Source organism: Mycobacterium sp. AZCC_0083 (genome assembly GCF_014202335.1).
Taxonomy (GTDB): domain Bacteria; phylum Actinomycetota; class Actinomycetes; order Mycobacteriales; family Mycobacteriaceae; genus Mycobacterium.
The window spans coordinates 60,479-84,721 of the sequence record NZ_JACHGP010000015.1; the positions used below are offsets into that span (position 1 = coordinate 60,479).

The following is a 24,243-nucleotide window of genomic DNA, read 5'->3' on the forward strand; positions in this document are numbered from 1 at the left end:
GTCCTCTCCTGTCGTGGGGTGGTGAACTGCGGTGCGGTCACGGCGACGGCGCCGCAGGCACCGGCACCGGCGTGGCCGGCGGATTGGGTTGCATCTCTGCCGGATTGGGCACCACGAAGGGTTCCGAACCCAATGGCGGCGGGCCGGGTTCACGTGGTGACATCGGGGCTGGCGCAGGCGGTTCGCCCGGGTAGAGCGGGGTGCCGTCGGGGGCGTACATCGGCGCTCCGTAGGGCGGTGCACCCGGGTACGGAATCGGGCCGGGAGCGGCGCCCCTGTCCTGCCCCCGCAGGGTCGGAGGTTGTGGTATCCCCCGGGTGACGGGGAACAGGTCGGTGTAGAACGGACGCCCGATCCCCGGGTTGGGCCGCCAGTCGATCCCGGTGCCCCACCCGGTGTCGGTGACCAGCGCGCGGACCGGGAAGTTCGTCGCCACGTCGGGCAGCGACCCGCAACTCGGCTTGCCGCCGGGACCACCCTTCGCCGCGATGATCGGCAGGTTGTCCGGGTAGCGGTACTGATCCTTGCCGAACAGCAGCGCGGCATCGACGATCAGAGACTTGCCGTTGCCGCCGCCGGTGATCTCGGGGTATCCGGTGTCGAGCAGCGTCTTCGCGCCCAACAGCAGGCAGGTGTATTCCGGGTTGTACTTCGCCAACAGCGCCGTCGTCGGCGCGAGGTCGTTGATCGCCGTGACGAAGTTGTCCCGGTTGGGCGCCAGCAGGTTCACTCCACTGTTGGAGAATCCGATCACGTTGAGTAGCAATGAGTCCAGTTGCTTCGACTGCCTGGTGATGGTGGCGCTGGTGGTGCTGGCCGCGTCCAGGGTCGCCAGAATGTTCTGCGCCGCCGCGCTATAGGTGTCGGCGAACCCCTTCAGCGAGCGCCAGTCGGCGCGGATGGTCTCCGAACGCGCGTTCAGCTGCAGCAGCACCTGATTCAGCCCGGTGGTGGCCTCACCCATCCGCTCGCCCTGACCACGGACGCCCTCGGCCAGCGCGGACAGGATCGCGTTCAGCTTGGCTGGATCGACCTGGTTGAGAAGATCCACCAGGTTCTCGAAGACCGTGTTGACTTCGGTGCTGACGTTGTCCGACCTCAGCACCGCACCGGCCTGCAGCCGCTGCGGGCTGGGGTCGCTGGGAAAAACCAGCTCCACGTACTTGGCGCCGAAGATCGTGGTGGCCTCGATGCGGGCTCCCACATTGGCAGGGATGTACTCGGTCTGATCGCGAAAGATGTTCAGCTTCAGGGTAACCGGGCCCTTGCCACCGGTGACGGTGCCGACTTCGCCGACCTGCACTCCCCGCAGCTTGACCTTGGCGCCTACCTCCATCACCAGCCCGGCCCGGTCGGAGGTGAGCGTCACGGGGGTGTATCGGGTGAACGTCTTGTTGAACGCGCCCATGGTGACGTAGACGAACACGACGACCACCAGCACCAACGCCAGCGCCCACCATCCCCGGCGCTCGCGGCTCCCGCGCCCTCGTTCGGCCATAGCGCTAACCCGCCAAGTTGAAGTGGCCGGTCTGACCGTAGATGGCCAGCGAAACGAACAGAACCACCACCGACGCCGCGATCAGGGACGTCCGCACAGCCCGGCCGACGGCCTCGCCAACGCCTGCAGGCCCGCCCGTTGCGGTGTAGCCGTAGAAGGTGTGCACCAGCATGATCACGACCGCCATCACCAGCGCCAGTGCGAACGACCACAGCAGGTCCGTCGTGGACAGGAACGTGTAGAAGTAGTGGTCGTAAACGCCGGTGGACTGCCGATAGAAGAAGGTGGTGCCGAAGCGCGCGGCGAAGAACGATGCCATCACCGCCACGCAGTAGACCGGAACGACGACTACGACACCGGCGGCCACCCGGGTCGACGCCAGATAGGCCACTGAGCGGATGCCCATCACCTCGAGCGCGTCGATCTCCTCGCTGATCCGCATCGCGCCGATCTGCGCGGTCGCTCCGGCGCCGATTGTCGCGGCCATCGCCACCCCCGCAGTCAGCGGTGCGATCAGTCGCACGTTGAAGTACGCCGACGCGAAACCGATCAAAGCTTCCACGCCCACGTCGGAGAATTGGTTGTACCCCTGCACTGCGACCAGAGCGCCGGTGGACAGGGTCAAGAACGCGACGATTGCGGTAGTGCCGCCGATCATGACCAACGCGCCGGTACCCAGACTCATCGCGGCGATCAGCCGGATCAACTCGGCCTTGTAGCGCGTCACCGCGTCGCCAACTGCCACCAGGGTCTTGCCGTAGAACTCGGCCTGCCCACCCAGCCGGTACCAGCCGTCGAGCACCACCTGCAACCGTTTGGTCACGCGCGGAAACCGCTGCGCGGCAGCGGCGCCGACGCTCACGGATGCACCTGGAAGCCCACAGCGGTCACGATCACGTTGATCACGAACAACGCAATGAACGAGAAGACCACCGTCTCGTTGACGGCGTTGCCGACGCCGGCAGGACCACCTCCCACCGAGGTTCCCATGTAGCAGGCGATCAACCCGGCGGTCAGCCCGAACAGGGTGGCCTTGATCAGAGCAGTCACCACATCGCTCAAACCGGTGATCAGCGTCATCCCCGCGACAAACGCACCAGGAGTGACGTGCTGGAAGTACACCGAAAAGACGAACCCACCTGCCAGTCCGACCAGAATCACCAAGGAGGACAACAACAAGGCCACGGTCGTCGCCGCCAAGACTCGCGGCACGACCAGCGACTGAATCGGGTTGATCCCCATCACCCGCAACGCATCGAGTTCATCGCGGATCGTCCGCGCCCCCAGATCGGCGCACATCGCGGTCGCCCCAGCGCCGGCGACCACCAACACCGTCACGATCGGACCGGTCTGGTTGACCGTTCCCAGCGACGCCCCTGTCCCTGAGAAATCCGCCGCGCCGAACTCGACAAGCAGGACGTTGAACGTGAACACCGTCAGCACGGTGAACGGGATCGACAAGAACAGTGTCGGCACCAACGACACCCGTGCCACGAACCACGTCTGCAGCAGATACTCACGCCAGGCGAACGGCCGCCGGAACATGCACACGAACGTGTCCAGTGCCATCGCAAAGAAGCCACCCAGTCCCCGGAGTGGCTTGATGACGAGACCGGTCGATACCACTTACCGGGCCCTCCGCGTCGACGTGGCGGTTCGAAACCGCTGCGGGGGCAGCAGGACAGACGCGTGGGTGTTGGTGGTCACTGCGCCTCGCCCACGAACGATGCGAATCTCACAGCTGACTGTCCTTCCCGTCGGTGTGAGCTTTGCCTGCGTATGGCGCCGGCGTGACCTGGCCCACATGCCAGAATTGAAATTAAACTAAAAAATTATTGAGAGCAAGTAGCCAGTTCAACACCACTATGAGATCTTCGGCAGCGTTAAATTTTTTTCATGTCCAGCACCTTGCGACGCCGCCGACAGTATCCGAACGCACCGCAGCGCGCAGCCAATCGGACCGCAGCCGCTGCAACTCGTCGGCCGCGGCAAGTGACCTCGCAGGTAGCGCGCTTGACGGCCTTCCACGCGCCGCTCGGTACCATCTGTCCATGGCACGGGCCCGAGACATCTCCGCACTTCCCGTCTCGCCCATCGGCGAGGTCGAGGTCGACTCGAAGTCGGCGTTGACCCGGCGCCGCATCCTCGACGCCGCAGCACACGTGCTCAGCGTGAAGGGCTACGGCGGTTTGCGACTGACAGACGTGGCCGCCGAAGCCGACCTTCAAGCTCCCGCCATCTACTACTACTTCCCGTCGCGCGACGATCTCATCGAAGAAGTGATGTGGGCCGGAATCGCCGAGATGAACGTGCATGTCGCCAGCGTCCTGGATGCATTGCCGGCGAAGGCACCGGCGCTGGATCGGCTTCTCGCGGCCGTCGAGGCTCACCTCCGCCATGCACTGGAGACCTCCGACTACACAACGGCTGCGATCCGCAATGCGGGCCAGGTACCCCAAGCGATACGACAACGCCAGATCCTCGAAGAGGAGCGCTACGGCGAGGTCTGGCGGAAGCTGATCAATGGGCTGGCGCGTTCGGGCGACCTGCGTGCCGAACTCGACCTCCACATCGCGCAGATGCTGGTCCTCGGCGCGTTGAATTGGACTGTCGAGTGGTGGGATTCCCGACGCGGATCGGTCGACGCCGTGGTGGCGAATGCGCAGACCTTGGTGCGCCACGGGCTCACTGAAGTCCGACCCACTCGGCGCAAGTAGCCCAAGAGGTCGCCCTCCCCCGTAGTGCCACTTGCCGAAACTTGCCAATTTTTTTAGTATGAATTAGAAAACGTGATCCGGAATCGATGATCTGGAGTGACAACATGAGCGTTCAAACTCAGACCCTGCCTCAAGCCGAGCCGGGCGTCCCTGACTTGGAGTTCGCGCTGACGTGGTACCAGCGGTGGCTCGACGCCTGGAACAGTCACGACCCCGATCGGCTCAAGGAGTTGGTGACCGACGACTTCGTACTGGAGACGCCGACGACCCGTCTCACACACGCGCAGGCCCGTGGGCGTCAAGGCGCCAGCGACTACATGCGCTTCGTCGTCGGCGCCTACCCGGATTTGACGTGGGAGATGATCGCACCGCCGATGTTCCGGTTGGATGTGCGCCAGGTCGCGTTCAGTTGGCGGGGCTCCGGCCACTTCTCCGGGGTCCTCCAGCCGCCTGGACTCATCGGGACTGGTAACGCATTTAGCTTCGAAGGACTCGAGATCTTCTCCTTCCGCGGGGCTATGGCCTGCCGGCTCAACGCCGTCTACGATCTCGCGACCTTGAACAAGCAAACGGGTGTCCACAAAGCAGCAAGGTCCGCCGAATAGCAAGGTCAGCCATCGTGCCCGGCGGCCGTGGCCAGTTCCGACGCCAGGCGCTTCTCCGCGAACTCCAGCGCATCGCCCCATGAGCTCTTCTGCGCAATCATCCTGCGATACTTCATGATGACGGTTTGGCCATTGACGGTGAGCGCACCCACGAGGCGGTCGCCTCGCCGGTACAGCGCCACCCACCGTTCGCCGTCCTCGACGTCACCGTCGACGAGCAGGACCTCGTCGGCTTCTGGCACTCCGACGAACTGAACCCTCGATCCATACCAGTCCGACCAAAAGTAGGGAACCGTCCCGTACGGCTTGGCGTTCTCGGGGTCGAGCGCATTGCGTGCAGCGGCAGCACCCTGCTCTGCGGCCGCCGTCCAGTTCTCCATCCGCTGACGCGCGTCGAAGACCGGGTTCAGCCAGTTGGCGACGTCACCGGCGGCGTAAACGCCTGGTGCGCCGGTCCACAGCGTCTCGTCACACACCACGCCGTTGTCGATCGCCAAGCCGGAGCCCTCGAGCCAGGTGACACACGGGGATACCCCGATGCCCACCACCACCAGGTCGGCGTCGATGAGGGTGCCGTCGTCCAGAACGACGCGCTCGACGCGACGGTCTCCCTCGACTGCCGCAACTCCCCTGCCACACAACAACGTGGTGCCGTTGCGTTCGTGCAGGGACGCGATCGCCGCACCCATCTCCGTGCCTGCAGCACGAACCAATGGCGTGGGTAGGGCTTCGACGACGGTGACCTCGAGACCTCGCTTCCTGGCCCCAGAAGCGACTTCCGATCCGATGAATCCTGCGCCGACGACGACGGTGCGTGCACCTGCGTCCAGGGCGGCACGGATACTCAGGGAGTCCTCCAGCGTACGGAGGCCGTGCACACCGTCCATGTGCCCGGTACCCGGGAGCGTCCGAAGCTGCGAGCCGGTCGCGATGACGAGTGCGTCGTAGCCGATCTGACGATCTGCCACGTGCACGACCTTGCGCGCGACGTCCAGACCCGTTGCCGGCTCGCCGAGAAGAAGCTCTACGCCAAGGTCGGGGTAGACGTCATCGTTTCGAAAGAACGGAATCCGCGCCTCGACACCGGGTTCCGTCGCCTCGAGAAACTCCTTGGACAGTGGTGGCCGATCATAGGGAAGGTGCGGCTCGCCGCCGATGAGCGTGATGTCGCCCGCGAAGCCGGTCTTTCGCGCAGCCTCCGCTGCCCGCAGACCTGCCAGCGACGCGCCAACGACGACGAGCCGATCCATTCGCCTCTCGCCTGGGCTCGGACCGCCTTCAGCGCTCAATTCTCAATGCCTCTGTCGGGCATCCGGCGACGGCCTCCTCGACCGACTGCAGTTCGTCGTCGGTGATGTCCTCCTTCAGAAGGACGAGCGCACCATCGTCGTTGACCTCGAAGAGATCGGGCGCCATCGACTCGCAGATGCCCAACCCCGTGCACTTGGTGTAATCGACTACGACCTTCATGGAGACCCTTCCTCGACGTGCCCTGGTCCAGGGGCCTGCACGGATTCGATGCGGACCATCCGGCCGCGTCGCCATAATTTAATCTAGGTTAGAATATCTGGCCCGGTGTGTCAACGGTGACGATCGACCGTCGAATCGCTATGGACAATTTCTAATATAGGTTAAACTACGATCATGGATCTGGGACTTGCCAACGCCCGTGTCGTCATCACCGGAGGAGCGTCCAACATCGGGCGGGGCATCGTGCACCAATTCGCCGCCGAGGGAGCGCGGATCGTGATCAGCGACATCGACGAGCCCCAGGCCGAGAAGGTGCGAGCCGAGGCACTAGAACGCGGCGCCGTCGCCGTCGAGCTCGCAATCGCCGATCTGACCGCCCCCGACGCGGCCGACACGGCGATCGGTCGCGCGGTGAGCGCGTGGGGTGGCATCGATGTCCTTGTCAACAACGCCGGTTGGTCGGTACCCGGGTTCATCGCGACCGACACGGACCGCGACAAGTGGCAGCGAACCATCGAGATCAACCTGTTCACGGCGATCGCCGCGACCCAGGCCGCGATCGGCCCGATGAAGGATGGCGGCAGCGGCTCCATCGTCTTCATCGCGAGCGACGCGGCCTTCGGCCAGATCCGGCAGGGCGTCTACGGTGCGTCCAAGGCGGCGATGGTCGCGGTGGCTCGCACCACCGCGCGCGAACATGGCAGGCACGGGATCCGGTCGAACGTCGTCTGTCCCGGTCTCGTCATACCCGACGGCCCCGATGCAGTTGGCGCATCGAGCCTTTGGGCCGTCGGCGAAGACGAGGTCTTCAACCCGAAGCAGATCGACTTCATGCTGAAGGACACCCCGATGCGCCGACTCACCACCGCCGACGACGTCGCGCGTGCCGTGCTCTGGTTCGCGTCGCCAACGGCGGCACGCCAGGTCACCGGCCAAATGATCTCGGTCAGCGGCGGCTACACGATGCCATGAGCCCGGCCCGCGTCGTCTCTGAAGATCCCGTCGGTGTCGTTACTCCCGACGACGAGACGAAGTATGCCCGCACGCGGGGCCGAATCCTCGATGCCGCCGCGTACGTGCTGAGCCGAAAGGGCTACGCCGGGACACGGTTGTCGGACGTCGCCGAACGAGTGGACATCCAGACGCCAGCGATCTACTACTACTTCGCGTCCCGTGACGACCTGATCGAAGAGGTGATGGCCAGCGGGCTCGCCGACATGCGCGTACACCTCCAGGCAACCTTGCAGGCTCTGCCTCCCGGCACGCCTGCTCTCGAGAAGATCCTCGTCGCGGCGGAGACCCACCTTCGGCACGAGCTCGAGATTTCGGACTACACAACGGCTTCGATCCGGAATCGAGGGCAGATTCCCAGTCGGCTCCGCATCCGGGCCGACCGCGAAGAAGACAGCTACGGGGCGCTGTGGCGGCAGCTGTTCGACGAGGCCGCCTGCGCCGGAGAGCTGCGTTCCGACGTCGACCCACGGATCAGTCAAATGCTGGTGCTCGGCGCCCTCAACTGGGCAGCCGAGTGGTGGGACCCACGCCGCACGCCGTTGCACGCCATCGTGGCCGATGCCCAGCGGCTCATCCGGGGTGCGCTCGAACCGAGCGGGACCGACGCGCCCGGTCGCGGTCGACGTTGAACGAAGGCCCCCCGGCTGCCCTCAGCACGAACTTTGTACGTTTTTGATTCTATGTTAAATTAAGTGCATGGCTGAGGCATTCATCGTTGACGCGGTCCGAACCGCGGTCGGCAAGCGGGCGGGCGGCTTCGCCGCCGAACATCCCGCCGACATGGCAGCACACGTCATCAAGACCGTCGTGGGCAGGCACGACATCGACCCCGCCGCGATCGACGACGTCATCCTCGGTTGCCTGGACAACATCGGCTCTCAGGCCGGCGACATCGCCCGCACCGCAGCGCTGGCCGCCGGACTCCCCGAATCCGTTCCTGGAGTGACGATCGATCGCCAGTGCGGTTCCGCCCAGCAGGCAGTGCATTTCGCCGCCCAGGCGGTGATGAGCGGCACGTCCGACCTCATCGTCGCGGGCGGCGTGCAGAAGATGAGCCAGTACCCGATCCTTAGCGCGTTCGCCGCGGGCGAGCCGTTCGGCGCCACGGATCCCTGGACCGGCTGCCGCGGATGGCAGGAGCGGTTCGGAGATCAGGAGATCTCGCAGTTCCGCGGCGCGGAGATGATCGCGGATCACTGGAAGCTCAGCCGAGAGGCCAACGAGCAGTTCGCGCTCGCGAGCCACCAACGGGCGGTCGCCGCCATCGCCGCAGGTTACTTCGACCGCGAGATCTCCCCCTACGCAGGGGTTTCGGTGGACGAAGGACCACGTGCCAACACCTCGCTCGAGAAGATGGCCACACTGCCCACCCTGGTCGAGGATGGCGTGCTCACCGCCGCCGTCGCCAGCCAGATCTCCGACGGCGCGGCGGCGCTGCTCGTCGCCTCCCAGGACGCGGTCGACCGATTCGGCCTCACCCCGCGGGCGCGCATCCATCACATGTCCGTACGTGGCGCCGATCCGGTCATGATGCTGACGGCCCCGATTCCCGCGACCCAACATGCTCTGAAACGAACGGGCATGTCGATCAATGAGATCGACGCAGTGGAGATCAACGAGGCGTTTGCACCCGTCGTGCTGGCGTGGCTGGCGGAACTGGGCGCCGACCCCGAGCGGGTCAATCCGAACGGCGGCGCCATCGCACTCGGACATCCGATCGGCTGCACCGGGGCACGGCTGATGACCTCGCTACTGCACGAGCTCGAGCGCACCGGTGGCCGGTACGGTCTCCAGACGATGTGCGAGGGCGGCGGCCAGGCGAACGTCACGATCATCGAACGACTCTGACCGTGATACGCACACTCTACGGGCCCGATCACGAGGCCTACCGTGAAGCGGTGCGGGAGTTCTTGTCTCGCGAAGTCGTTCCGCACCAAGACGACTGGGACCGCAACCATTGGATCGACAGGGAGGTCTTCGCGCGGGCTGCCAAAGCGGGCATCTACGCGCTGCAGATCGACGAACGGTACGGCGGCGCGGGCGAGCGCGACTATCGCTACCGGATGGTGGTGAGCGAGGAGATCGCACACATCAACGCGTTGTCGTTCGGGCTGACGATCAGTCTCCAGGACGATCTAGTGCTGCACTATCTGCTCGACCTCACCAACGACGAACAGAGGCAGCGCTGGCTTCCTGGGTTCGCCGCGGGTGAGATCATCGGTGCACTCGCCATGACCGAGCCCGGCGCGGGCAGTGATCTCAAGGGCATCCGCACCACGGCGCGCAAGGAGGGCGATCGCTGGATAGTCAACGGCCAGAAGACCTTCATCTCCAGCGGCATCATGTCCGACCTCGTCGTCGTGGCCGCCCGCACCAACGCCGAGGGTGGCTCCGGTGCCTTCAGCCTCTTCGTCGTCGAACGCGACACCCCGGGTTTCGAGCGGGGTCGCCAGTTGGACAAGATCGGCCTGCCGGGGCAGGACACCTCCGAGCTGTTCTTCAACGACGCGGTCGTTCCCGCGGCCAATCTCCTCGGTGAAGAGGGGCGTGGACTCCCCTACCTGATGAGTCACCTGCCAAGGGAGAGGCTCGGGGTCACGGCGAAGGCGATGGCCACCACCAGGGCGATCTTCGAACTGACCTGTGACTACTGTCGGGGCCGCACGGCATTCGGGCAGCCGCTGACCAGCAACCAACACGTACGTTTCGAACTCGCGGAGATGGCAACCGAGATCGACGTCGCCGAGGCGTACGTCGACAAGTCCGTGCTGGCGTACAACGCCGATGAGCTGACTCCGATCGACGCCGCCAAGGGCAAGTGGTTCGTCTCCGAACTGCAGAAGCGCGTCGTCGATCGGTGCCTTCAGTTGCACGGAGGCTACGGCTACATGGCCGAATATCCCGTCGCGCGTGCCTTCGTCGATACCAGGGTGCAGACGATCTACGGAGGAACGACCGAGATCATGAAGGAGATCATCGGCCGCGACATCGCCTCGCGCGCTTGAGATCAGGACGTCGGCACGACCACCAGCGCAATCGCCGCGACGGCGACCACACCCACCCAGACGTTGAATGCGGCCCGCAGAACCGACGGTGCGGAGCGCAGTTCCATGAAGTCTCGGCCGATGAAGTAGATCTTCGCGGAGGCTATCAGCACGGTCAGCGCAGCGGCCAGGCCAAGGCCATTGCCGGTTAGGGACGACCTGCTGCCGAGCCACCACGTGATGCACGTTGCGACGACGAGGCTTGCGAACACCACCGTGACCCGGCGAGGCACGGTGCCGTTCACTCGGCACTCACCAAGTAGACGAGCGTGAAGATGGCCACCCAGAGCAAATCGACCATGTGCCAATAGGATGCGATCCCCTCGGCGACCTTCTGTGATCCGGTCCAGGAACGCCGACGCTTCAACATCGCCTGCCACGCGAGCAAGAGCGCCGTTCCGACGATGACGTGCAAGAGGTGTAACCCGGTGAGGACGAAGTAGAACGTGAAGAACGTCTCCGACGAAGACATGTGACCAGACGGCGTGTGACCAGAGGAGATCGCGCTGTAGTACTCGAATGCCTTCAGGCCGGCGAAGACGGCGGCGCAGCTCACGGCGCCTGCGACGAGGCGCCTCGCCTTGGGATACCGCCCGCCACGGTGCGCGAAGACCGCACACACGACCAGGTAGGAGCTGAGAAGAAGGACCAGGGTGTTCACCGCACCGATCGGTTGAATCAGCTGGTGCGCAGATTCCTCGAAGACCACGGGATCAGAACGACGCTCCCACAGGAAGACGATCAGGATCGCGGCGAAGAGGGTCATGTCCCCGACAATGAAGATCCACAGCCCGGCTTCGCCAGGGATGTGCCCATCCCGGGCCTTCGCCGGTCGCCGCGCCGGTGGTGGTGCGGCCTCGGCACCATCACTGTCCCAAAGGAACTCGGGTAGATCGGGGTCCACCCGAACCTGCGGGTGCGTCATACCGCCGCCGCGGCAACCGCCGACACGTCCGGATCGGCCGATTCACGGATCGCCTTGCGCAGAGTCAGTCCCATCACGACGAGGAAGACGCTGTACGTCGTCAAGGCCAACCAGAAGATGAAGATGCCGCGCCACGCGAAGGGGCCGCTGTGGAAGAAGAACGCGAGAGGATCGGGAATGAACGAGAACGCGATCCAGAAGTTGACGTAGCCCACCCAACGGGGCAACGTCTGGCGCTTGTCGTTCAGGATGGCGACTCCGATGGCGACGTTCTGAATCATGAACGGCGCGATCGGTGTGATGAACAACAGCCACGCGATGTCGTTCAGCGTCATCGTCAGTTCCGGGCTGCGGTCGGGCCGAAAGGCGATGGTGGTCATCAGCAGCAGCGGCAGCAGCAGACAGACGCCGGTTGCCGCGCCCGTGATCAGCTGGAGAAACGCCAGGATCGGCGTCCGACCCTCCATCCGCACCATGTACACGGCGATGACGGCGATCAACGGAAAGACAAGGCTGACACCGATTGTCGAGATCACTAGGCCCGCAATGACTCGGGTGTCGTGGCTGTAGAAGCTCACGACCGCCTCGACCGAACTCTCCGAACCCAACGGGATGGGCAACACTCCGGCGATGAGCCAGCCGATCATCGCGACGACGACGGTGGCCGGACCGGCCCAGGCACACAACACGAGTATTCGATTGGTCAACATCGCTCCTCAACGTCGAATTCAATGTGGACGAACTCAGCCGAGCGGATTGGCCCCCAGTTCTACGTTCGTCAGGTCGGCGATCTCCGACCATCGCTCCGTCAGTTGGTCGACGGTCGGCGGCTCCGAGAACGACACGCCCTTGTTCTGGAACTGGGCCACCCGCTGGATGTTTCCGCCGCCCACGATGTACACGCACCCGGTGTCGGTGCACTGTTCGCTCATCAGGTACCCGACGACCGGTGCCACGTGGGCGGGCGGCAGCTTGTCGAGGAGTTCCGGTGGCGCGATGTCGGTCGTCATCCGCGTTGCGGCCATCGGCGCAACCGCATTGGCCAGAATCCCGTATTTAGCACCCTCGATGGCCAGGGTGTTGATCAACCCGACCAGACCCAATTTGGCGGCGCCGTAGTTGGATTGCCCGAAGTTGCCGAAGATGCCGCTGGTCGAGGTAACCATCACGATCCTGCCGAACTTTCGTTCACGCAGATGCGGCCATGCCGCACGAGTGACGTGGAACCCGCCGTAGAGGTGCACCTTGAGGACTGCGTCCCAGTTCTCCGCACTCATCTTGTGGAACGCGCCGTCACGCAGGATTCCGGCGTTGTTGACCACTCCGTCGAGTGCGCCGAACTCCTGCAGCGCCGAGTCGACGAGCGACTGGGCGCCGTCCTCGGTCGCAATGTTGTCGTAGTTGGCGAGCGCAGTGCCGCCCAGCTGCCGGATCTCGTCGACGACGGTGTCGGCCATGGCCTGGCCGGATCCCGAGCCGTCCCGGGCTCCCCCAAGGTCATTGACGACGACGCGGGCGCCCTCGTCGGCCAGCAGCAGCGCGTACTCTCGGCCCAGCCCGCCGCCGGCGCCGGTAATGATCACGACCCTGCCGTCGAGTCCAGCCATGTCGTTTCGCCCATCCCTTCAGTCGAGTTCGGTCAGAACAACTTGCGCATGATCTTCAACGCCCGATCGGTGTAGGGCGGGTACACGAACATCGGGTCTGGTCTCGTCGACTTCGCCAACACCGCTCTGCGATGGCTCAAGGCCTCGAATCCCCAGCGGCCGTGGTAGGCGCCCATACCGCTGGCTCCCACCCCGCCGAACGGAAGCTGCGGGACCAGGCAATGCATTGCGACGTGATTGACAACGGCTCCGCCCGACGGAATCCGATCGATCAGATTCCGGGCCAGCTGCCGTGACGAGGTGAAGACGTACAGTGCCAACGGCTTCGGTCGGCAGTTGACGAAATCGATCGCGGCTGAGGTCGATTCGATGGTGATCACCGGAAGCACCGGGCCGAAGATCTCATCGGCCATGACGACGTCGTCGGGGGGCGGATCGAGGATCACGGTCGGCTCGATCGTCAGCGTCGAGCGCTCGAAGCCACCGCCCGCCACGACGGCACCCGTGGTCGACTCGATCAGCGAAACCAGCCGGTCGAACTGCCGCAGGTTGACGATCCGCATCCCGAGGCCATTGTCGTCGGCGCGAAACGCCTTGATGTTGGCGACGATCCGGTCGGTGAGTTCCATGGCGATCGCACGTTCGGCCAGAACGTAGTCCGGCGCAATGCAGGTCTGCCCGGAATTCATCAGCTTGAGCCACGCGATGCGTCGGGCGGCGACGTCGAGATCCGCGTCGGCGGCCACGATCACCGGGCTCTTCCCGCCGAGTTCCAGCGTCACCGGGGTGAGCGTGGGCGCGGCAGCAGCCATGATCTTCTTGCCGATGTCGGTTCCGCCGGTGAACAGGGCGTGGTCGAAGCCTTGCGCCAACAGATCCTGGGTGGTCTGACCGTCACCCTCGACGACGCGAACCGCTTCGGCGTCCAAGTAGAGCGGCACCAGTCGCGCCAACAATGCGGAGGTAGCGGGCGCGAGCTCGGATGGCTTGAGCACGGCGCAGTTTCCGGCTGCCACGGCGGCGACGAGCGGGGCCAGGCTCAGATAGACCGGGTAGTTCCATGGCCCGATGATCAGGACGACGCCCAGTGGGTCGTACTGCACCCAGCAGCGTCCCGGGAGCTGGGCAAGAGGCAACGGCTGCCTGCGGCGGCGCATCCACTTCTTCAGATGCTTGATGGCGTATGCCGCTTCACCCTTGGTCGACGCGACGTCGCCGAGCCATGCCTCGACCGCCGGCCTGCCGAGGTCGGCATGCAGGGCGGCCGCGATGTCGGCTTCCCGCTCGTCGCACAGCCGCTCGATCGCCTCGAGTTGAGCCAGTCTCCAACGCAACTCCCGTGTGCGACCGGTGGCGAAGGTCTGGCGGAGGTCCGACAGCTCGGTGGTGCCGGGTGGTTGACTGGGACGCGCGGTGTGGTCGGGAGGGGCTTGAATGGACACGTCCGGCCTCAGATCTCTGGCGCCGGAACGACTCCGGAGAGCACAGCACCGGTGATCCCTCCGTCGACGACCAACGTTTGGCCGTTGATCCACCGGGCCTCGTCGGATGCGAGGAACAGCACCGCATCGGCGATGTCGCCCGGGTTGGCGTGCCTGCCGAGGAGTTCCTTGATGCCGTCGAGGTTGTCCTTGCCCATGGATTCTTCGAAGTCGGCCAGGATGGGGGTCTGCACCGGGCCCGGGAGCACCGCGTTGATGCGAAAGCCCATCTCCACCAAGGCCAACCCCATCGTCATCGTGTAGACGGTGGTGACTTCCTTGGAGAAGTTGTAGGCGTTTCCCTGTTGAGGGTTGGCCTTGAACCAGGCCGCCCCTTCTTCGAAGGTGTCCGTGGCCAGCAGATCGCGGATGACGTCGAGGCGAGCCGGCCAGCCGAAACCTGCCGTCGAGGACACGATCGTCACGGAGCCCCCTGGTGCGAGTCGTTCGAAGAACGCCTCGGTCAGGTGGCGTACGGCAAGGCTGTTGACCGCAAGAACCAATTCGGCGGGCGCCGTGCCGGGGATCCCTGCCACGTTCATCAGTCCGTCGAACGTTCCGTCGAGTTGTTCGAGGGCGGCGTCGATGCTGCGCGGATTGGCGAGGTCGACCTCGACGTGGCGGTTCACCTTCGCAGTCGGGGTGTTCCGGTCTAGCGAGACCACCTCGGCGCCGGCCGCCAGGAGCCGTTCGGCCACGGCATCGCCGATTCCGGACGCGGCACCGGTGACCACGAAGCGCTTTCCGTCGAATGCAGTCATCGGTTCTCCTAGTCGAGGGTGTACGGCAGGGACTTGACGGCGCGAAAGAAGTTGCTGGTCAAGTAATCAGGCTTGCCGAGGCGCAGGTTCGGAACCCGCCGGATCAGCTCGCCGAAGAATGCCTCGAGCTGCATCTTGGCCAGGAACGCGCCCATACAGAAGTGCGGGCCACCACCACCGAACCCGATGTGTGGGTTCGGGCTCCGACGGATGTCGAAGGTGTGGGGGTCGGTGATCACCCGCTCGTCACGATTGCCCGACGAGTACATCAGCAACACCCAGTCACCTTCTCGGATCTGTTGACCGTGCAGCTCGGTATCCCGGGTTGCGGTGCGGCGGAACGTCATGACCGGGGTCGCCCACCGGACGAACTCGTCGATGGCGGTCCGGATGTGGCCGTCGAAGTCCTCAGCGAGCAACGCGCGCTGCTCCGGGAATTCCTGCAGTGCCATCGCCGTGACCGCCATGGTGTTGCGGGTGGTGTCGGTGCCCGCCACCGCGAGCAGCACGAAGAACGCCGCGATCTCGTCATCGGTGAGCTTGCGGCCATCGACCTCGGCTTCGACCAGCCGGCTGGTCAGGTCGGAGGTCGGCTGCGCACGGCGCTGCGCGGCCAGATCCAGCCCGAGCACGAGCAGCCCGACCAGCGAATCGTTCATCACCTCTCCGGGCTCCCGTCCCGCGGCCACGTCGGGGTCGGCCCAAGACACCATCCCATCGGCGTGATGCAGCGCCTCGTCGCGCAATTCCTTTGGCAGACCGACCATTTCGAAGATCGTCCACATCGGCAACCGCTTGGTGGCCTGCTCCACGAAGTCGCCTTGCTTGGTGGCGAGCAAATCATCGACGATCGCGACGGCCTGGTTCTGGATCTGATCGCTGATCGTGGCCACCTGGCGTGGCGTGAAGACCGAGCTGATCAACTTGCGGGTGGCGCCGTGCTGGGGGGCGTCCATGGCCAGGAACGACATCGCCGCCTCGATCACGTCATCGGGGATCGCCTCGATCAGCACGCCCTGGGCCGAGCTGAAGGTGTCGGGGTGCTTGCTGACGAACGCGATGTCCTCATTGCGGGTAACCGCCCACACGCCATCGATGTCGGCGGGCACCACCGTGCCCTCGATCGGTGGATGCCAACTGATCGGTCGTTCGTCGCGCAGAATCTTGAACCACGGCTCGCGCTCCTCGGCGGTCATGTCCCAGAAGCTCAGCGGTGAAATGCTCACCGGGTCGAAGGGCGGACGGACCGTGCTCGGAGCAGCTTCGACTGTCATGCGTGTGCCTCCAGGTAGCGGGCTTGCAGGGTTCGCTTGACGAGCTTTCCGGTGGCTGACCGGGGCAGCTCGTCGACGAAATCGACTGTGCGCGGGGCCTTGAAGTGGGCGAGCCGGTCACGGACGTAGCCGATGATCTCGGCGGCCAGGTCCTCGGACGGTTCGACTTCGTCGCGTAGTTGGACGACTGCCTTGACCTGCTGGCCCATCTCGGCGTCGGGCACCCCGATGACCGCGACGTCGAGGATCTTGGGGTGCAGCGCCAGGACGTTCTCGATCTCCTGGGGGTAGATGTTCACCCCGCCGGAGATGATCATGAAGGCCTTGCGGTCGGTGAGGAAGAGGTAGCCGTCCTCGTCGAGATAGCCGATGTCGCCCACGGTCGACCAGTTGTCATGACCGGGATGTCGTGACTCGGCTGTCTTTTCGGGATCGTTGTGATAGATGAAGGCCGGTGCCTCGCGCTCGAAGTAGATGACACCGGGCTGGCCGGTGGGCAACTCCACCCCGTCGTCGTCACAGATGTGGAGCACTCCGAGCGCGGCCTTGCCGACCGATCCCCGCTTCGTCTGCCATTCGGACGTGGTGATCAGGGTGATGCCGTGGCCCTCGGTGGCGCCGTAGTACTCGGTGAGGATCGGGCCCCACCAGGCGATCATCGCGTCCTTGACGTCGGGTGGGCACGGCGCGGCGGCGTGCACCGCCAACCGCAGGGACGACGTGTCGTAACGGGCACGCACGGGGGCGGGCAGTTGCAGGAGCCGGACGAACATCGTCGGGACCATCTGGGTTGCGGTGACGTGGAAGCGTTCGATCGCCGCCAGCGATGCCTCGGCGTCGAACCGCTCCATCACCACGACCGTGCCGCCCAACGCGTGCACGCCGGCACACCACTTCAACGGCGCGGCGTGGTAGACCGGCGCGGGCGATAGGTAGACGTCCTTGTCAGTGAACCCGAATCCGTGGGCCATCAGGCCGGAGATGCCGTCACCGGCTTCGTCGACCTGAATCGGCAACAGGCGTGGTTTGATTCCCTTCGGCCGACCGGTGGTCCCCGACGAGTACAGCATCTCCGAGCCGCGGGGTTGGTCGGTGAGCCGCGGTCCGGCGTGCTCGAGCAGGTCGGCGTACGAGTCGTAGCCGGTGATCGGGGCACCGAACGCGTACCGATGCTGAACTTCGGGCACGAGGTCTGCGACCTGCACGCACAACTCGGGCAGCCCACCCGACGCGATCAGCACCCGCGCCCCACTGTCTCGAACGATGTAGGCGACCTCATCGGCTGACAGGTGCCAGTTCACGAAGGTCACGTACAGGCCGGAACATATTGCTGCCCAGTAGATCTCGAATGCCTCGGGCGCGTTGTCCGACAGGACCGCGATGACGTCACCCGTGCGCAGCCCCAGCTGGTGCAGAGCGGATGCAAGACGGGCCGAGTTCGCCTCGAGTTCGCCGTAGGTCACCGTTGCGTTGGAGCCGGCCATGATCACCGCTGGCCGGTCGGGTGACGTCGATGCGTGGGTTCCTGGATACATGGTGGCGTTTAGACGATCAGGTCGTCGCGACCGTCCTCTTTGAGACGCTGGATGTAGCTGCCGTAAAGCTTCTTGCCAAGCGGCGCGAGCTTCAGCAGGCTGGCGACGTTGCCGTCGACCTTGACCTTCTTCTTCGCCATCGCGAGCGGCAGGTTGACCTTGCCCTGCCAGTACGCGTTCCCGGTGTCGGCCGTCATCGTCATCGTGGCCGAAGGTGCCGGTCCCCCGGCTCCCCCATTGGTGACCATCTTGTTCGCCATGTCGACTACTACGACGGCTTCGGGATCGCTGAAGTCGAAGGCGACGACCAGTCCGGTATCGACGAGCTTCGGGCCGATCTCGGGATCGTCGAACGCGTTTTCGAAGATGCCACCGATGTACTTGTTGACCTCTTCAGAGTTGTTGAACCCCATCGTTCCCTCTCTCTTCTCACGGTATCCCGAAAAACTTATTCTTGATTAAAAAATATCGTACGTATGATCGGCGTCACAGTCAACAGTCGGGTCTGCGTTGCGACTCGGTCCGACGGTTCGCTGCCCTAGTGGGTCTTGGTCAGCGTGTAGGTCTGGACGATCTCATCGACCACCAGCTGGGCCGTTTCAGCGCAGGCGGTGGTGCCGCCGTTGGCGTACTCCTTGACGGCGTCGCCGACATTCCACAGCCCGGCGAACGGGGTATCGCGTGGCAGGTCGAAGCCGGCGACGGCGCGTTGGGGCGGCCATCCGTCACGTGTGACCGCGATGTTGAGGATCCTGGCGCGTTCGTCGAATCCCTCGATCTCGTCGCGAAGGTCGGCCAGCAGCAGTTCCGTCTCGGCCTTCTCGTCGAAGTCTCCGACGGACGGCTTCGGAACCGCGGTACCCACGTAGAGGTTCCACCCAGCAGGCGCCATGTCCGGGCAGATGTCGGTGAAGTTGGCGACGTAGGCGAGGCGTCGCGATTTGGCGAAGCTGAGCATCCCCGGCACGTCGACGAGTCGGTCCTGGCTCGCGAAGTTGACCGAGATCATCGCGGTCGGACGGTTGCCCCGTTCGACGAGTTCCCTGTAGTCGTCGGGGACGTCGTCAGCACCGATCAGGGCCACTGTCGCTGCGGGTCCGACATCGCTGACGACGATCTGCGAGGCGATCTCGATCGTCTCGCCGCCACGCTCGACGTGCACCCCGATGACCTTCTCGCCGTCGACGACGATCTTGGTGACGTCCGTGGACAACCAGACCTCGCCACCGCGGGACGTCACGACGTCCGCCAGGCCGCGCCACAGTCCGATGGTGCCCTCGGGGTGGAAACCGAATCGTTTGAATGCGCTCTTGCGGGTGAAGTAGGTGAGGAACACGCGGGCGGGGAGGTCCTCCGACCCGACCGCGAACACGGAGGCGCACATGTTGCGGAAGATCCCGTGCACGCCTTCGTTCTTCGTGTACTTGGAGACCCATTCGGCGGTGGTCATCTCGTCTTCTGGCAGGCCCGAGTCCGACCGCGCCGCGCCGATCCCCTTGACCAGCTTGGCCCCTTGGCGGGTGAGCTTGCCGAGCAGGAATCCCCAGCCGCCGCCGGTGACGTCGACGTCCTTGCCCCCGATTCGATACAGAATCGGCGGACTCGGTTCGCGAATGTCGAACGGTGCGCCGACCTCTTCGCACGTCTGCTGCGTGATGCCGCCGACCTCGATCACGATGGCACCGTTGTTCACCTTGAATCCGTCGACGTCATCGGTCGATGCACGACCACCGACCTTGTCAAGGCGTTCGACGACCAGCGTCCGATAGCCGCGGTGCGCAAGCCGGGCTGCGGTGAACAGACCCCCGGCTCCGGCGCCGATGACGACGACGTCGAACTGCACCTTGTTGTCGGTCATATTGCTTCCCTTCACGTTTCACTAGAACTAGTACGACCGCGGAAGGCCGAGCGACGTCTGGGCGACGAAGTTGAGCACCATCTCCCGACTGACGGGAGCGGTGCGCATCAGGCGGGTGATGAACCACAGCTCGGAGAGTCCGTACTCGTGTGACAGACCGTTCCCGCCGTGTGTCTGGATCGCCTGATCGAGCGCTTGAAGTGCGGCCTCGGACGCGGCGAACTTCGCGATGTTGGCGGCCTCGCCCGCCGATTTACCTGCATCGAAGAGCTCCGCACTGCGCATGGTCGCCAGCCGACTCAGCTCGACGGCGATGTGCGCTTCGGCCAACGGGTGGGCGATCCCCTGGTGGGCGCCGATCGGGGTGGACCAGACCTCGCGCTGTTTTGCGTAGTCCGCGGCCTTCCCGATGGCGTAACGACCCACGCCGCCGCAGATGGCGCCGACGAGGATGCGCTCGGGGTTCAGGCCTGCAAACACCTGCTTGAGGCCGCTTCCGGCCGTCCCGATCAGGGCGTCGTCACCGATCTCGACGTCGTCGAGGAACACGGTGAACTGACTGTCGGGCGAGACGATCGAGGTCTCGATCTTCTGGAACTGCAGGCCCGGACTGTCGGTGGGAACCACGAAGAGCGAAAGCGCACTCTTCTCCGGAGTCGAGTGCTCGACGTCCTTTGCGACCAAGAGGAGGGCGTCACACTGATCGACCGCCGAGATGTAATACTTCGAACCCGAGATCGTCCATCCCGTTGCGGTACGGCGCGCGGCGGTGGCGACGTTGTGGCTGTTCGATCCGGCGTCCGGCTCGGTCAGCCCGAAGGCCATCTTCCTCGAGCCGTCGGCCAGGTCGGGTAGCCACTCACGTTTCATCACTTCCGAGCCGTGGTGGGCAAGGATGTTGCCGCAGATCGCCGGTGAGATCACCCAGATCAGCATCGGCATCCCGTGCGCCGCCAGTTCCTCGACGACGACGACGGCTTCGGCCATGCCGCCGCCCCCGCCGCCGTACTCCTCCGGCAGGTGGACACCCAGCAGACCTGCGGCGCCGAGGTCCTTCCACAGCTCGTCTATCCCGGCCCCGCTGCGGCCGCGCTCGAGGAAGTACGCAGAGCCGTAGCGCGAGACGATGCCCGACACACTTTGGCGAATCTCCTTGTGTTCAGGCGTGTCTTCAACCAGTCCCGACATCTCTTACCTTCCTTCGAACTGCGGTGTGCGCTTCGCGGCGAAGCTGGCTATGGCGTTGGCGGCGTCGAGGGTGTCGCCGGTCGCCTTGACTCCCTCGGTCTCGGCCAGCAGCTGCTGGGACAGGTCGTTTTCCCAGGTTTCGCGCAGCAGCTTCCGCATCCGCCCGAACGCGCGCGTGGGCCCCTCGGCCAGGGTCGCGGCCAGTGCGGCGGCTCGGGCCCGTAGCTCATCGGCGGGCACGATCTCGCTGATCATTCCCCAGTCGAGCGCCTGCTCTGCGGTGATCGGACGGTTCTCCAGGTAGGCCCGCGCGGCGCGGGCCGGGCCGATCAGACGGGGCAGATGCCAGGTACCGCCGCCGTCTCCGGAGAGCCCGATGCCGGCGAATGCCGTGACGAAGTGAGTGCCTTCCGCTGCGAGGACGATGTCGGCGGCATACACATATCCCAGCCCGCCACCGGCCACCGCCCCGTGGGCGGCGGTGACGATGGGTGCGTCGATCCGGCTCAGAATGCGAAATGCCTCGTGAAACGGAGTCGTCATGCGTGCGAACAGGTTTCCGAACTCGGCCGGCGGCGACTCAAGGAAGTAGCCGATGTCTCCGCCGACGGTGAGCGCGGGGCCGTTGCCACAGATGAGAACGGCTCGAACGGATGCATCGGCCGCGATCCTGCGGGCGACGACGAGCGACTCTTCGCCCATCCCGAGGTCGATGGCGTTCCGCTGGTCCGGCCGGTTCAAACAGACGGTTGCCACGCCGTCGGCGACCGAGTAGTCGATCGTGTCGAGAGGCGCGCCATCGCCAAGGGCCTCGATCCAGGCAGCGGTGTCGGTGAGTTGGTGCAGCGAGGTGATGCGACCGCCGTCGTCGAACCGCAGCACGTGGGTGAACTCGGCGTCCAGCGGTCTTCCCGAACGACGCGCGACACCCCGGTAGTGCCCCGTCACCAAGAGTTCGCCGTCGTCGAGGATCCGAAACTGGTCGGCCTCCGCTTCGACCTTGAAGTGCTTGCCGATCTTCCACCACAGATCACGCTGCATGGCTTCGGCGCCGCGATGTTCCCCGCCCATGCCCAACGGCAATCCCTCTGCGGCGTGGCCGATGAAGTCGTCTCCCAGCAGTGTGGCAATGCCGTCCCGGTCGCCGTCCGCGAGCGCGCGGTAGAGCGCCTTGGCCGTCGATACGACGTCGTCCCGTGTCTCGATGCGCATGTCAGGCTGTGCTCCTCAAACCCTCAGTCCGACCGGCAGGCCGTCGTGAACTTGATCCAGGTATTCGGACATCCCGTGCAGGGTCGTTCCGTCCTCGGCGGTCCACACGGTCGCTGCCTCGGCGATCCGCGTGGCGTTCAGCGCGCCATCGTCATCGCGTCGTCGATGCCGGAGCGGAACCACGGCGTCGACTTCGCCGCGGAACACCCAGCGGCGTTGCGCTGCTGCCAACGCGACGGTCACGGACTGCGGCCGGGACTCGACGTCACGTTGGGTGGAGACCTCGATGTCGTCGCACAGGTGCAGATGCGCCCCGTCCCAGACGAATCCGCCCGATCGTTCGCTGCCGTCGGCGTCGCCGAAGTAGGCGCCCATGAACCCGAGGCCATCGGTGGAGCCGTGCACCCACCGATAGAAGTAGGGCGCCTGCCACGAGCGGGGACCCCACGAGTGATCACGCAAGCCGAAGCCGTTGACGGCAATCGTGGCGTCGCCCAGTGAAAGCACACCGCTGACCGTCGTCAACTGTTCGTAGTGATGCGGTGCGAAGGACTCACCATCACCGTCGAAGGTCTCTGCGTATGGCGGCGCCGCGGCGCGAAGATCAAGGGTCGCCGTGCAGTTCGTGACGGCCGTGCTCGACAGCGCTTGTTTGGGATCGATCAGTGCGGCCGGGTCGGGCAGCACATTGACCGTGCCGTCGAAGGTCACGCGTAGATGCTCGAACGGTTCGACGATATCGACGGCGAGCCCGGCGCCGCGAAACGAGTCGTCGGCGTCGACGCGGGGTCGCGCGAATCCGAATGCGACCGATCCGTCGGGAAGGTAGAGGCAGGCGGTCCGTTCGCCACGTCCCTCGTTGGGGCGCTTGGCCAGCCGCAGGAAGCCGCCCACTCCGGTGGCGGGGTCGTGGAACTGGAAGTACATGGATTCGTTGAAGTTCGGCTCCGGGCCCACCGGATGGGTGTAATCGTCTGTTGCGGAGAGGATCACGTTGCGACCTGCAGATCTGACGCCGCCGCGGCCAACAGCGTGGCGATCGAGTGGTCGAGAAGGTTCAGGTCCAGTTGTCCGTGGGTTCCCAGCGCACCCGAACGTCGACGAGCCAGCACGCCCTGCAACAGGGTGGCCGCTCGCCATTGCGAGAAACCGCGGTAGTAACTGATTCGATCGACACTGAATCCTGTTTCCCGACAGTATTCTTCAACCATCGTCGCCCTGTCGGGGAAGCCGCCGGCCCGCGTCGGGCTCGGCATCGATATCGCCTCGTCTTCGGGCTGCCGCCAGTCGTCGAGCAGCCAGGCCAGATCGGCAAGAGGGTCACCAAGCGTGCACAGTTCCCAGTCCAGAACGGCGGTGATCCGTGGTCCCTTGACGAGCAGGTTCGACAGTCGGAAGTCGCCGTGCATGAGGACCACGGGTGGCGGGGTGGCGGGCAGGCCTGCGGTGAGACGGCTCCTCCCCTGGTGCCAGATCACGTCGTGGCTGCTCGCCAGTCCGACCCGATCCCAGGACGCCGACAGCCTCCGGATCTGACGCTCCAGATACGACACCGGAGTCTTGGATCCGAGGTCGGATAAACCGACCGCCCCGGGATCGAGCGTGTGCAGGCGGGCGAGCGTGCGGATGACCCGCAACCCGAGTTCATGTCGGTGCTCCGGAGTCAGCTCCGCGGCATCGCGGTCACTCTCCAGCGGCGCGCCAGGTACTCGGTCCATCACGAAGAACCCGGCACCGCCCGGCGTGGTCCCGGTACCAATGACCCGCGAAACGGGGATGCCACTGTCGGCGAGGTTCGACACGATGCGAGCCTCGCGTGCGACGTCGTGGGCCGACTGGGCGTGGCTACCCGGCGGCGGTTCGCGCAACACCCATTCCCCGCCGTCCGCGGCGGTGATGATCGTGGTGATGTTGGATTGCCCGAAGCCGACGCGGGCGATCGTGACGTCACCGCCAACGTGCTCACCGTGCGATCGAAGCCACCCGGATACGGCGACGGGGTCGTCGCACATCAGCCCGGAGGCCGCCGCTTCGCGCGTACCGAGCGCCGACAT

25 protein-coding genes are annotated in these 24,243 nt (G+C 65.1%); 6 read left to right on the forward strand and 19 right to left on the reverse strand.

The window, feature by feature from the left end; genetic code table 11:
• Window positions 1-37 precede the first annotated feature (37 nt).
• The 3 genes from HNP02_RS31105 to HNP02_RS31115 are packed head-to-tail and all read right to left on the reverse strand — an operon-like array spanning window position 38 to window position 3,067.
• Window positions 38-1,498, reverse strand: a complete 1,461-nt coding sequence (locus HNP02_RS31105) for an MCE family protein (protein ID WP_184444500.1) — start codon at window positions 1,496-1,498, stop codon at window positions 38-40.
• Between the two features lie 4 nt (window positions 1,499-1,502).
• A complete protein-coding gene (locus HNP02_RS31110) occupies window positions 1,503-2,321 on the reverse strand; it encodes an ABC transporter permease (protein WP_309241763.1) in 819 nt (272 codons plus the stop codon).
• A gap of 35 nt (window positions 2,322-2,356) precedes the next feature.
• Window positions 2,357-3,067 carry an ABC transporter permease gene (locus tag HNP02_RS31115; protein WP_184444656.1) on the reverse strand — a complete coding sequence of 237 codons (711 nt, stop codon included), beginning with the start codon at window positions 3,065-3,067 and terminating at the stop codon, window positions 2,357-2,359.
• 482 nt (window positions 3,068-3,549) lie between these two features.
• Here HNP02_RS31115 and HNP02_RS31120 point away from each other — a divergent pair, with 482 nt between their 5' ends.
• Window positions 3,550-4,215, forward strand: a complete 666-nt coding sequence (locus HNP02_RS31120; RefSeq protein ID WP_184444503.1) for a TetR/AcrR family transcriptional regulator — start codon at window positions 3,550-3,552, stop codon at window positions 4,213-4,215.
• A gap of 104 nt (window positions 4,216-4,319) precedes the next feature.
• Window positions 4,320-4,820, forward strand: coding sequence for an ester cyclase (locus tag HNP02_RS31125; protein ID WP_184444505.1), 501 nt, complete (start codon window positions 4,320-4,322; stop codon window positions 4,818-4,820).
• Between the two features lie 5 nt (window positions 4,821-4,825).
• Here HNP02_RS31125 and HNP02_RS31130 read toward each other — a convergent pair whose 3' ends face one another.
• Window positions 4,826-6,070: an NAD(P)/FAD-dependent oxidoreductase gene (locus tag HNP02_RS31130; RefSeq protein WP_184444506.1), complete on the reverse strand. Its 1,245-nt coding sequence runs from the start codon at window positions 6,068-6,070 to the stop codon at window positions 4,826-4,828.
• 28 nt (window positions 6,071-6,098) lie between these two features.
• On the reverse strand, window positions 6,099-6,290 hold the full coding sequence (locus HNP02_RS31135; RefSeq protein ID WP_184444508.1) for a ferredoxin: 192 nt from the start codon (window positions 6,288-6,290) through the stop codon (window positions 6,099-6,101).
• Between the two features lie 174 nt (window positions 6,291-6,464).
• Here HNP02_RS31135 and HNP02_RS31140 point away from each other — a divergent pair, with 174 nt between their 5' ends.
• From HNP02_RS31140 to HNP02_RS31155, 4 genes are all read left to right on the forward strand, one after another.
• Window positions 6,465-7,262 (forward strand): SDR family NAD(P)-dependent oxidoreductase, encoded by a 798-nt coding sequence (locus tag HNP02_RS31140; protein ID WP_184444510.1) that lies wholly within the window; start codon window positions 6,465-6,467, stop codon window positions 7,260-7,262.
• Entirely contained in the window at window positions 7,259-7,933 is a 675-nt protein-coding gene (locus HNP02_RS31145) for a TetR/AcrR family transcriptional regulator (protein ID WP_184444511.1), read from the forward strand. Before HNP02_RS31140 ends, HNP02_RS31145 begins: the two co-directional genes overlap by 4 nt.
• 67 nt (window positions 7,934-8,000) lie before the next feature.
• Complete coding sequence (locus tag HNP02_RS31150) at window positions 8,001-9,152, forward strand: acetyl-CoA C-acetyltransferase (protein ID WP_184444513.1); 1,152 nt, start codon at window positions 8,001-8,003, stop codon at window positions 9,150-9,152.
• Between the two features lie 2 nt (window positions 9,153-9,154).
• Window positions 9,155-10,309, forward strand: coding sequence for an acyl-CoA dehydrogenase family protein (locus HNP02_RS31155; RefSeq protein ID WP_184444514.1), 1,155 nt, complete (start codon window positions 9,155-9,157; stop codon window positions 10,307-10,309).
• A gap of 2 nt (window positions 10,310-10,311) precedes the next feature.
• Here the strand turns inward: HNP02_RS31155 and HNP02_RS31160 are convergent, their stop codons facing one another.
• From HNP02_RS31160 to HNP02_RS31225, 14 genes are all read right to left on the reverse strand, one after another.
• Window positions 10,312-10,593, reverse strand: coding sequence for a cytochrome C oxidase subunit IV family protein (locus tag HNP02_RS31160; protein WP_184444516.1), 282 nt, complete (start codon window positions 10,591-10,593; stop codon window positions 10,312-10,314).
• Entirely contained in the window at window positions 10,590-11,273 is a 684-nt protein-coding gene (locus tag HNP02_RS31165; protein WP_184444517.1) for a cytochrome c oxidase subunit 3, read from the reverse strand. Before HNP02_RS31165 ends, HNP02_RS31160 begins: the two co-directional genes overlap by 4 nt.
• Complete coding sequence (locus HNP02_RS31170) at window positions 11,270-11,980, reverse strand: hypothetical protein (protein ID WP_255507154.1); 711 nt, start codon at window positions 11,978-11,980, stop codon at window positions 11,270-11,272. Before HNP02_RS31170 ends, HNP02_RS31165 begins: the two co-directional genes overlap by 4 nt.
• 36 nt (window positions 11,981-12,016) lie before the next feature.
• Window positions 12,017-12,880 carry an SDR family oxidoreductase gene (locus tag HNP02_RS31175; RefSeq protein ID WP_184444519.1) on the reverse strand — a complete coding sequence of 288 codons (864 nt, stop codon included), beginning with the start codon at window positions 12,878-12,880 and terminating at the stop codon, window positions 12,017-12,019.
• A 32-nt stretch (window positions 12,881-12,912) separates the two neighbouring features.
• Window positions 12,913-14,316, reverse strand: a complete 1,404-nt coding sequence (locus HNP02_RS31180) for an aldehyde dehydrogenase family protein (RefSeq protein ID WP_184444658.1) — start codon at window positions 14,314-14,316, stop codon at window positions 12,913-12,915.
• A 14-nt stretch (window positions 14,317-14,330) separates the two neighbouring features.
• On the reverse strand, window positions 14,331-15,122 hold the full coding sequence (locus HNP02_RS31185; protein ID WP_184444521.1) for a coniferyl-alcohol dehydrogenase: 792 nt from the start codon (window positions 15,120-15,122) through the stop codon (window positions 14,331-14,333).
• 8 nt (window positions 15,123-15,130) lie between these two features.
• Window positions 15,131-16,396, reverse strand: a complete 1,266-nt coding sequence (locus HNP02_RS31190; protein ID WP_184444523.1) for a cytochrome P450 — start codon at window positions 16,394-16,396, stop codon at window positions 15,131-15,133.
• Window positions 16,393-17,931, reverse strand: a complete 1,539-nt coding sequence (locus tag HNP02_RS31195; protein ID WP_184444524.1) for an acyl-CoA synthetase — start codon at window positions 17,929-17,931, stop codon at window positions 16,393-16,395. Before HNP02_RS31195 ends, HNP02_RS31190 begins: the two co-directional genes overlap by 4 nt.
• Window positions 17,932-17,939: 8 nt before the next feature.
• Entirely contained in the window at window positions 17,940-18,344 is a 405-nt protein-coding gene (locus HNP02_RS31200) for an alkyl sulfatase C-terminal domain-containing protein (protein ID WP_184444525.1), read from the reverse strand.
• A 125-nt stretch (window positions 18,345-18,469) separates the two neighbouring features.
• Complete coding sequence (locus HNP02_RS31205; protein WP_184444526.1) at window positions 18,470-19,789, reverse strand: NAD(P)/FAD-dependent oxidoreductase; 1,320 nt, start codon at window positions 19,787-19,789, stop codon at window positions 18,470-18,472.
• Window positions 19,790-19,816: 27 nt separating this feature from the next.
• A complete protein-coding gene (locus HNP02_RS31210) occupies window positions 19,817-20,977 on the reverse strand; it encodes an acyl-CoA dehydrogenase family protein (RefSeq protein ID WP_184444527.1) in 1,161 nt (386 codons plus the stop codon).
• A gap of 3 nt (window positions 20,978-20,980) precedes the next feature.
• Window positions 20,981-22,189 carry an enoyl-CoA hydratase-related protein gene (locus HNP02_RS31215; RefSeq protein ID WP_184444528.1) on the reverse strand — a complete coding sequence of 403 codons (1,209 nt, stop codon included), beginning with the start codon at window positions 22,187-22,189 and terminating at the stop codon, window positions 20,981-20,983.
• Window positions 22,190-22,204: 15 nt separating this feature from the next.
• Window positions 22,205-23,182: a hypothetical protein gene (locus HNP02_RS31220; protein WP_309241755.1), complete on the reverse strand. Its 978-nt coding sequence runs from the start codon at window positions 23,180-23,182 to the stop codon at window positions 22,205-22,207.
• Window positions 23,179-24,243: a phosphotransferase family protein gene (locus HNP02_RS31225; RefSeq protein WP_184444529.1), complete on the reverse strand. Its 1,065-nt coding sequence runs from the start codon at window positions 24,241-24,243 to the stop codon at window positions 23,179-23,181. Before HNP02_RS31225 ends, HNP02_RS31220 begins: the two co-directional genes overlap by 4 nt.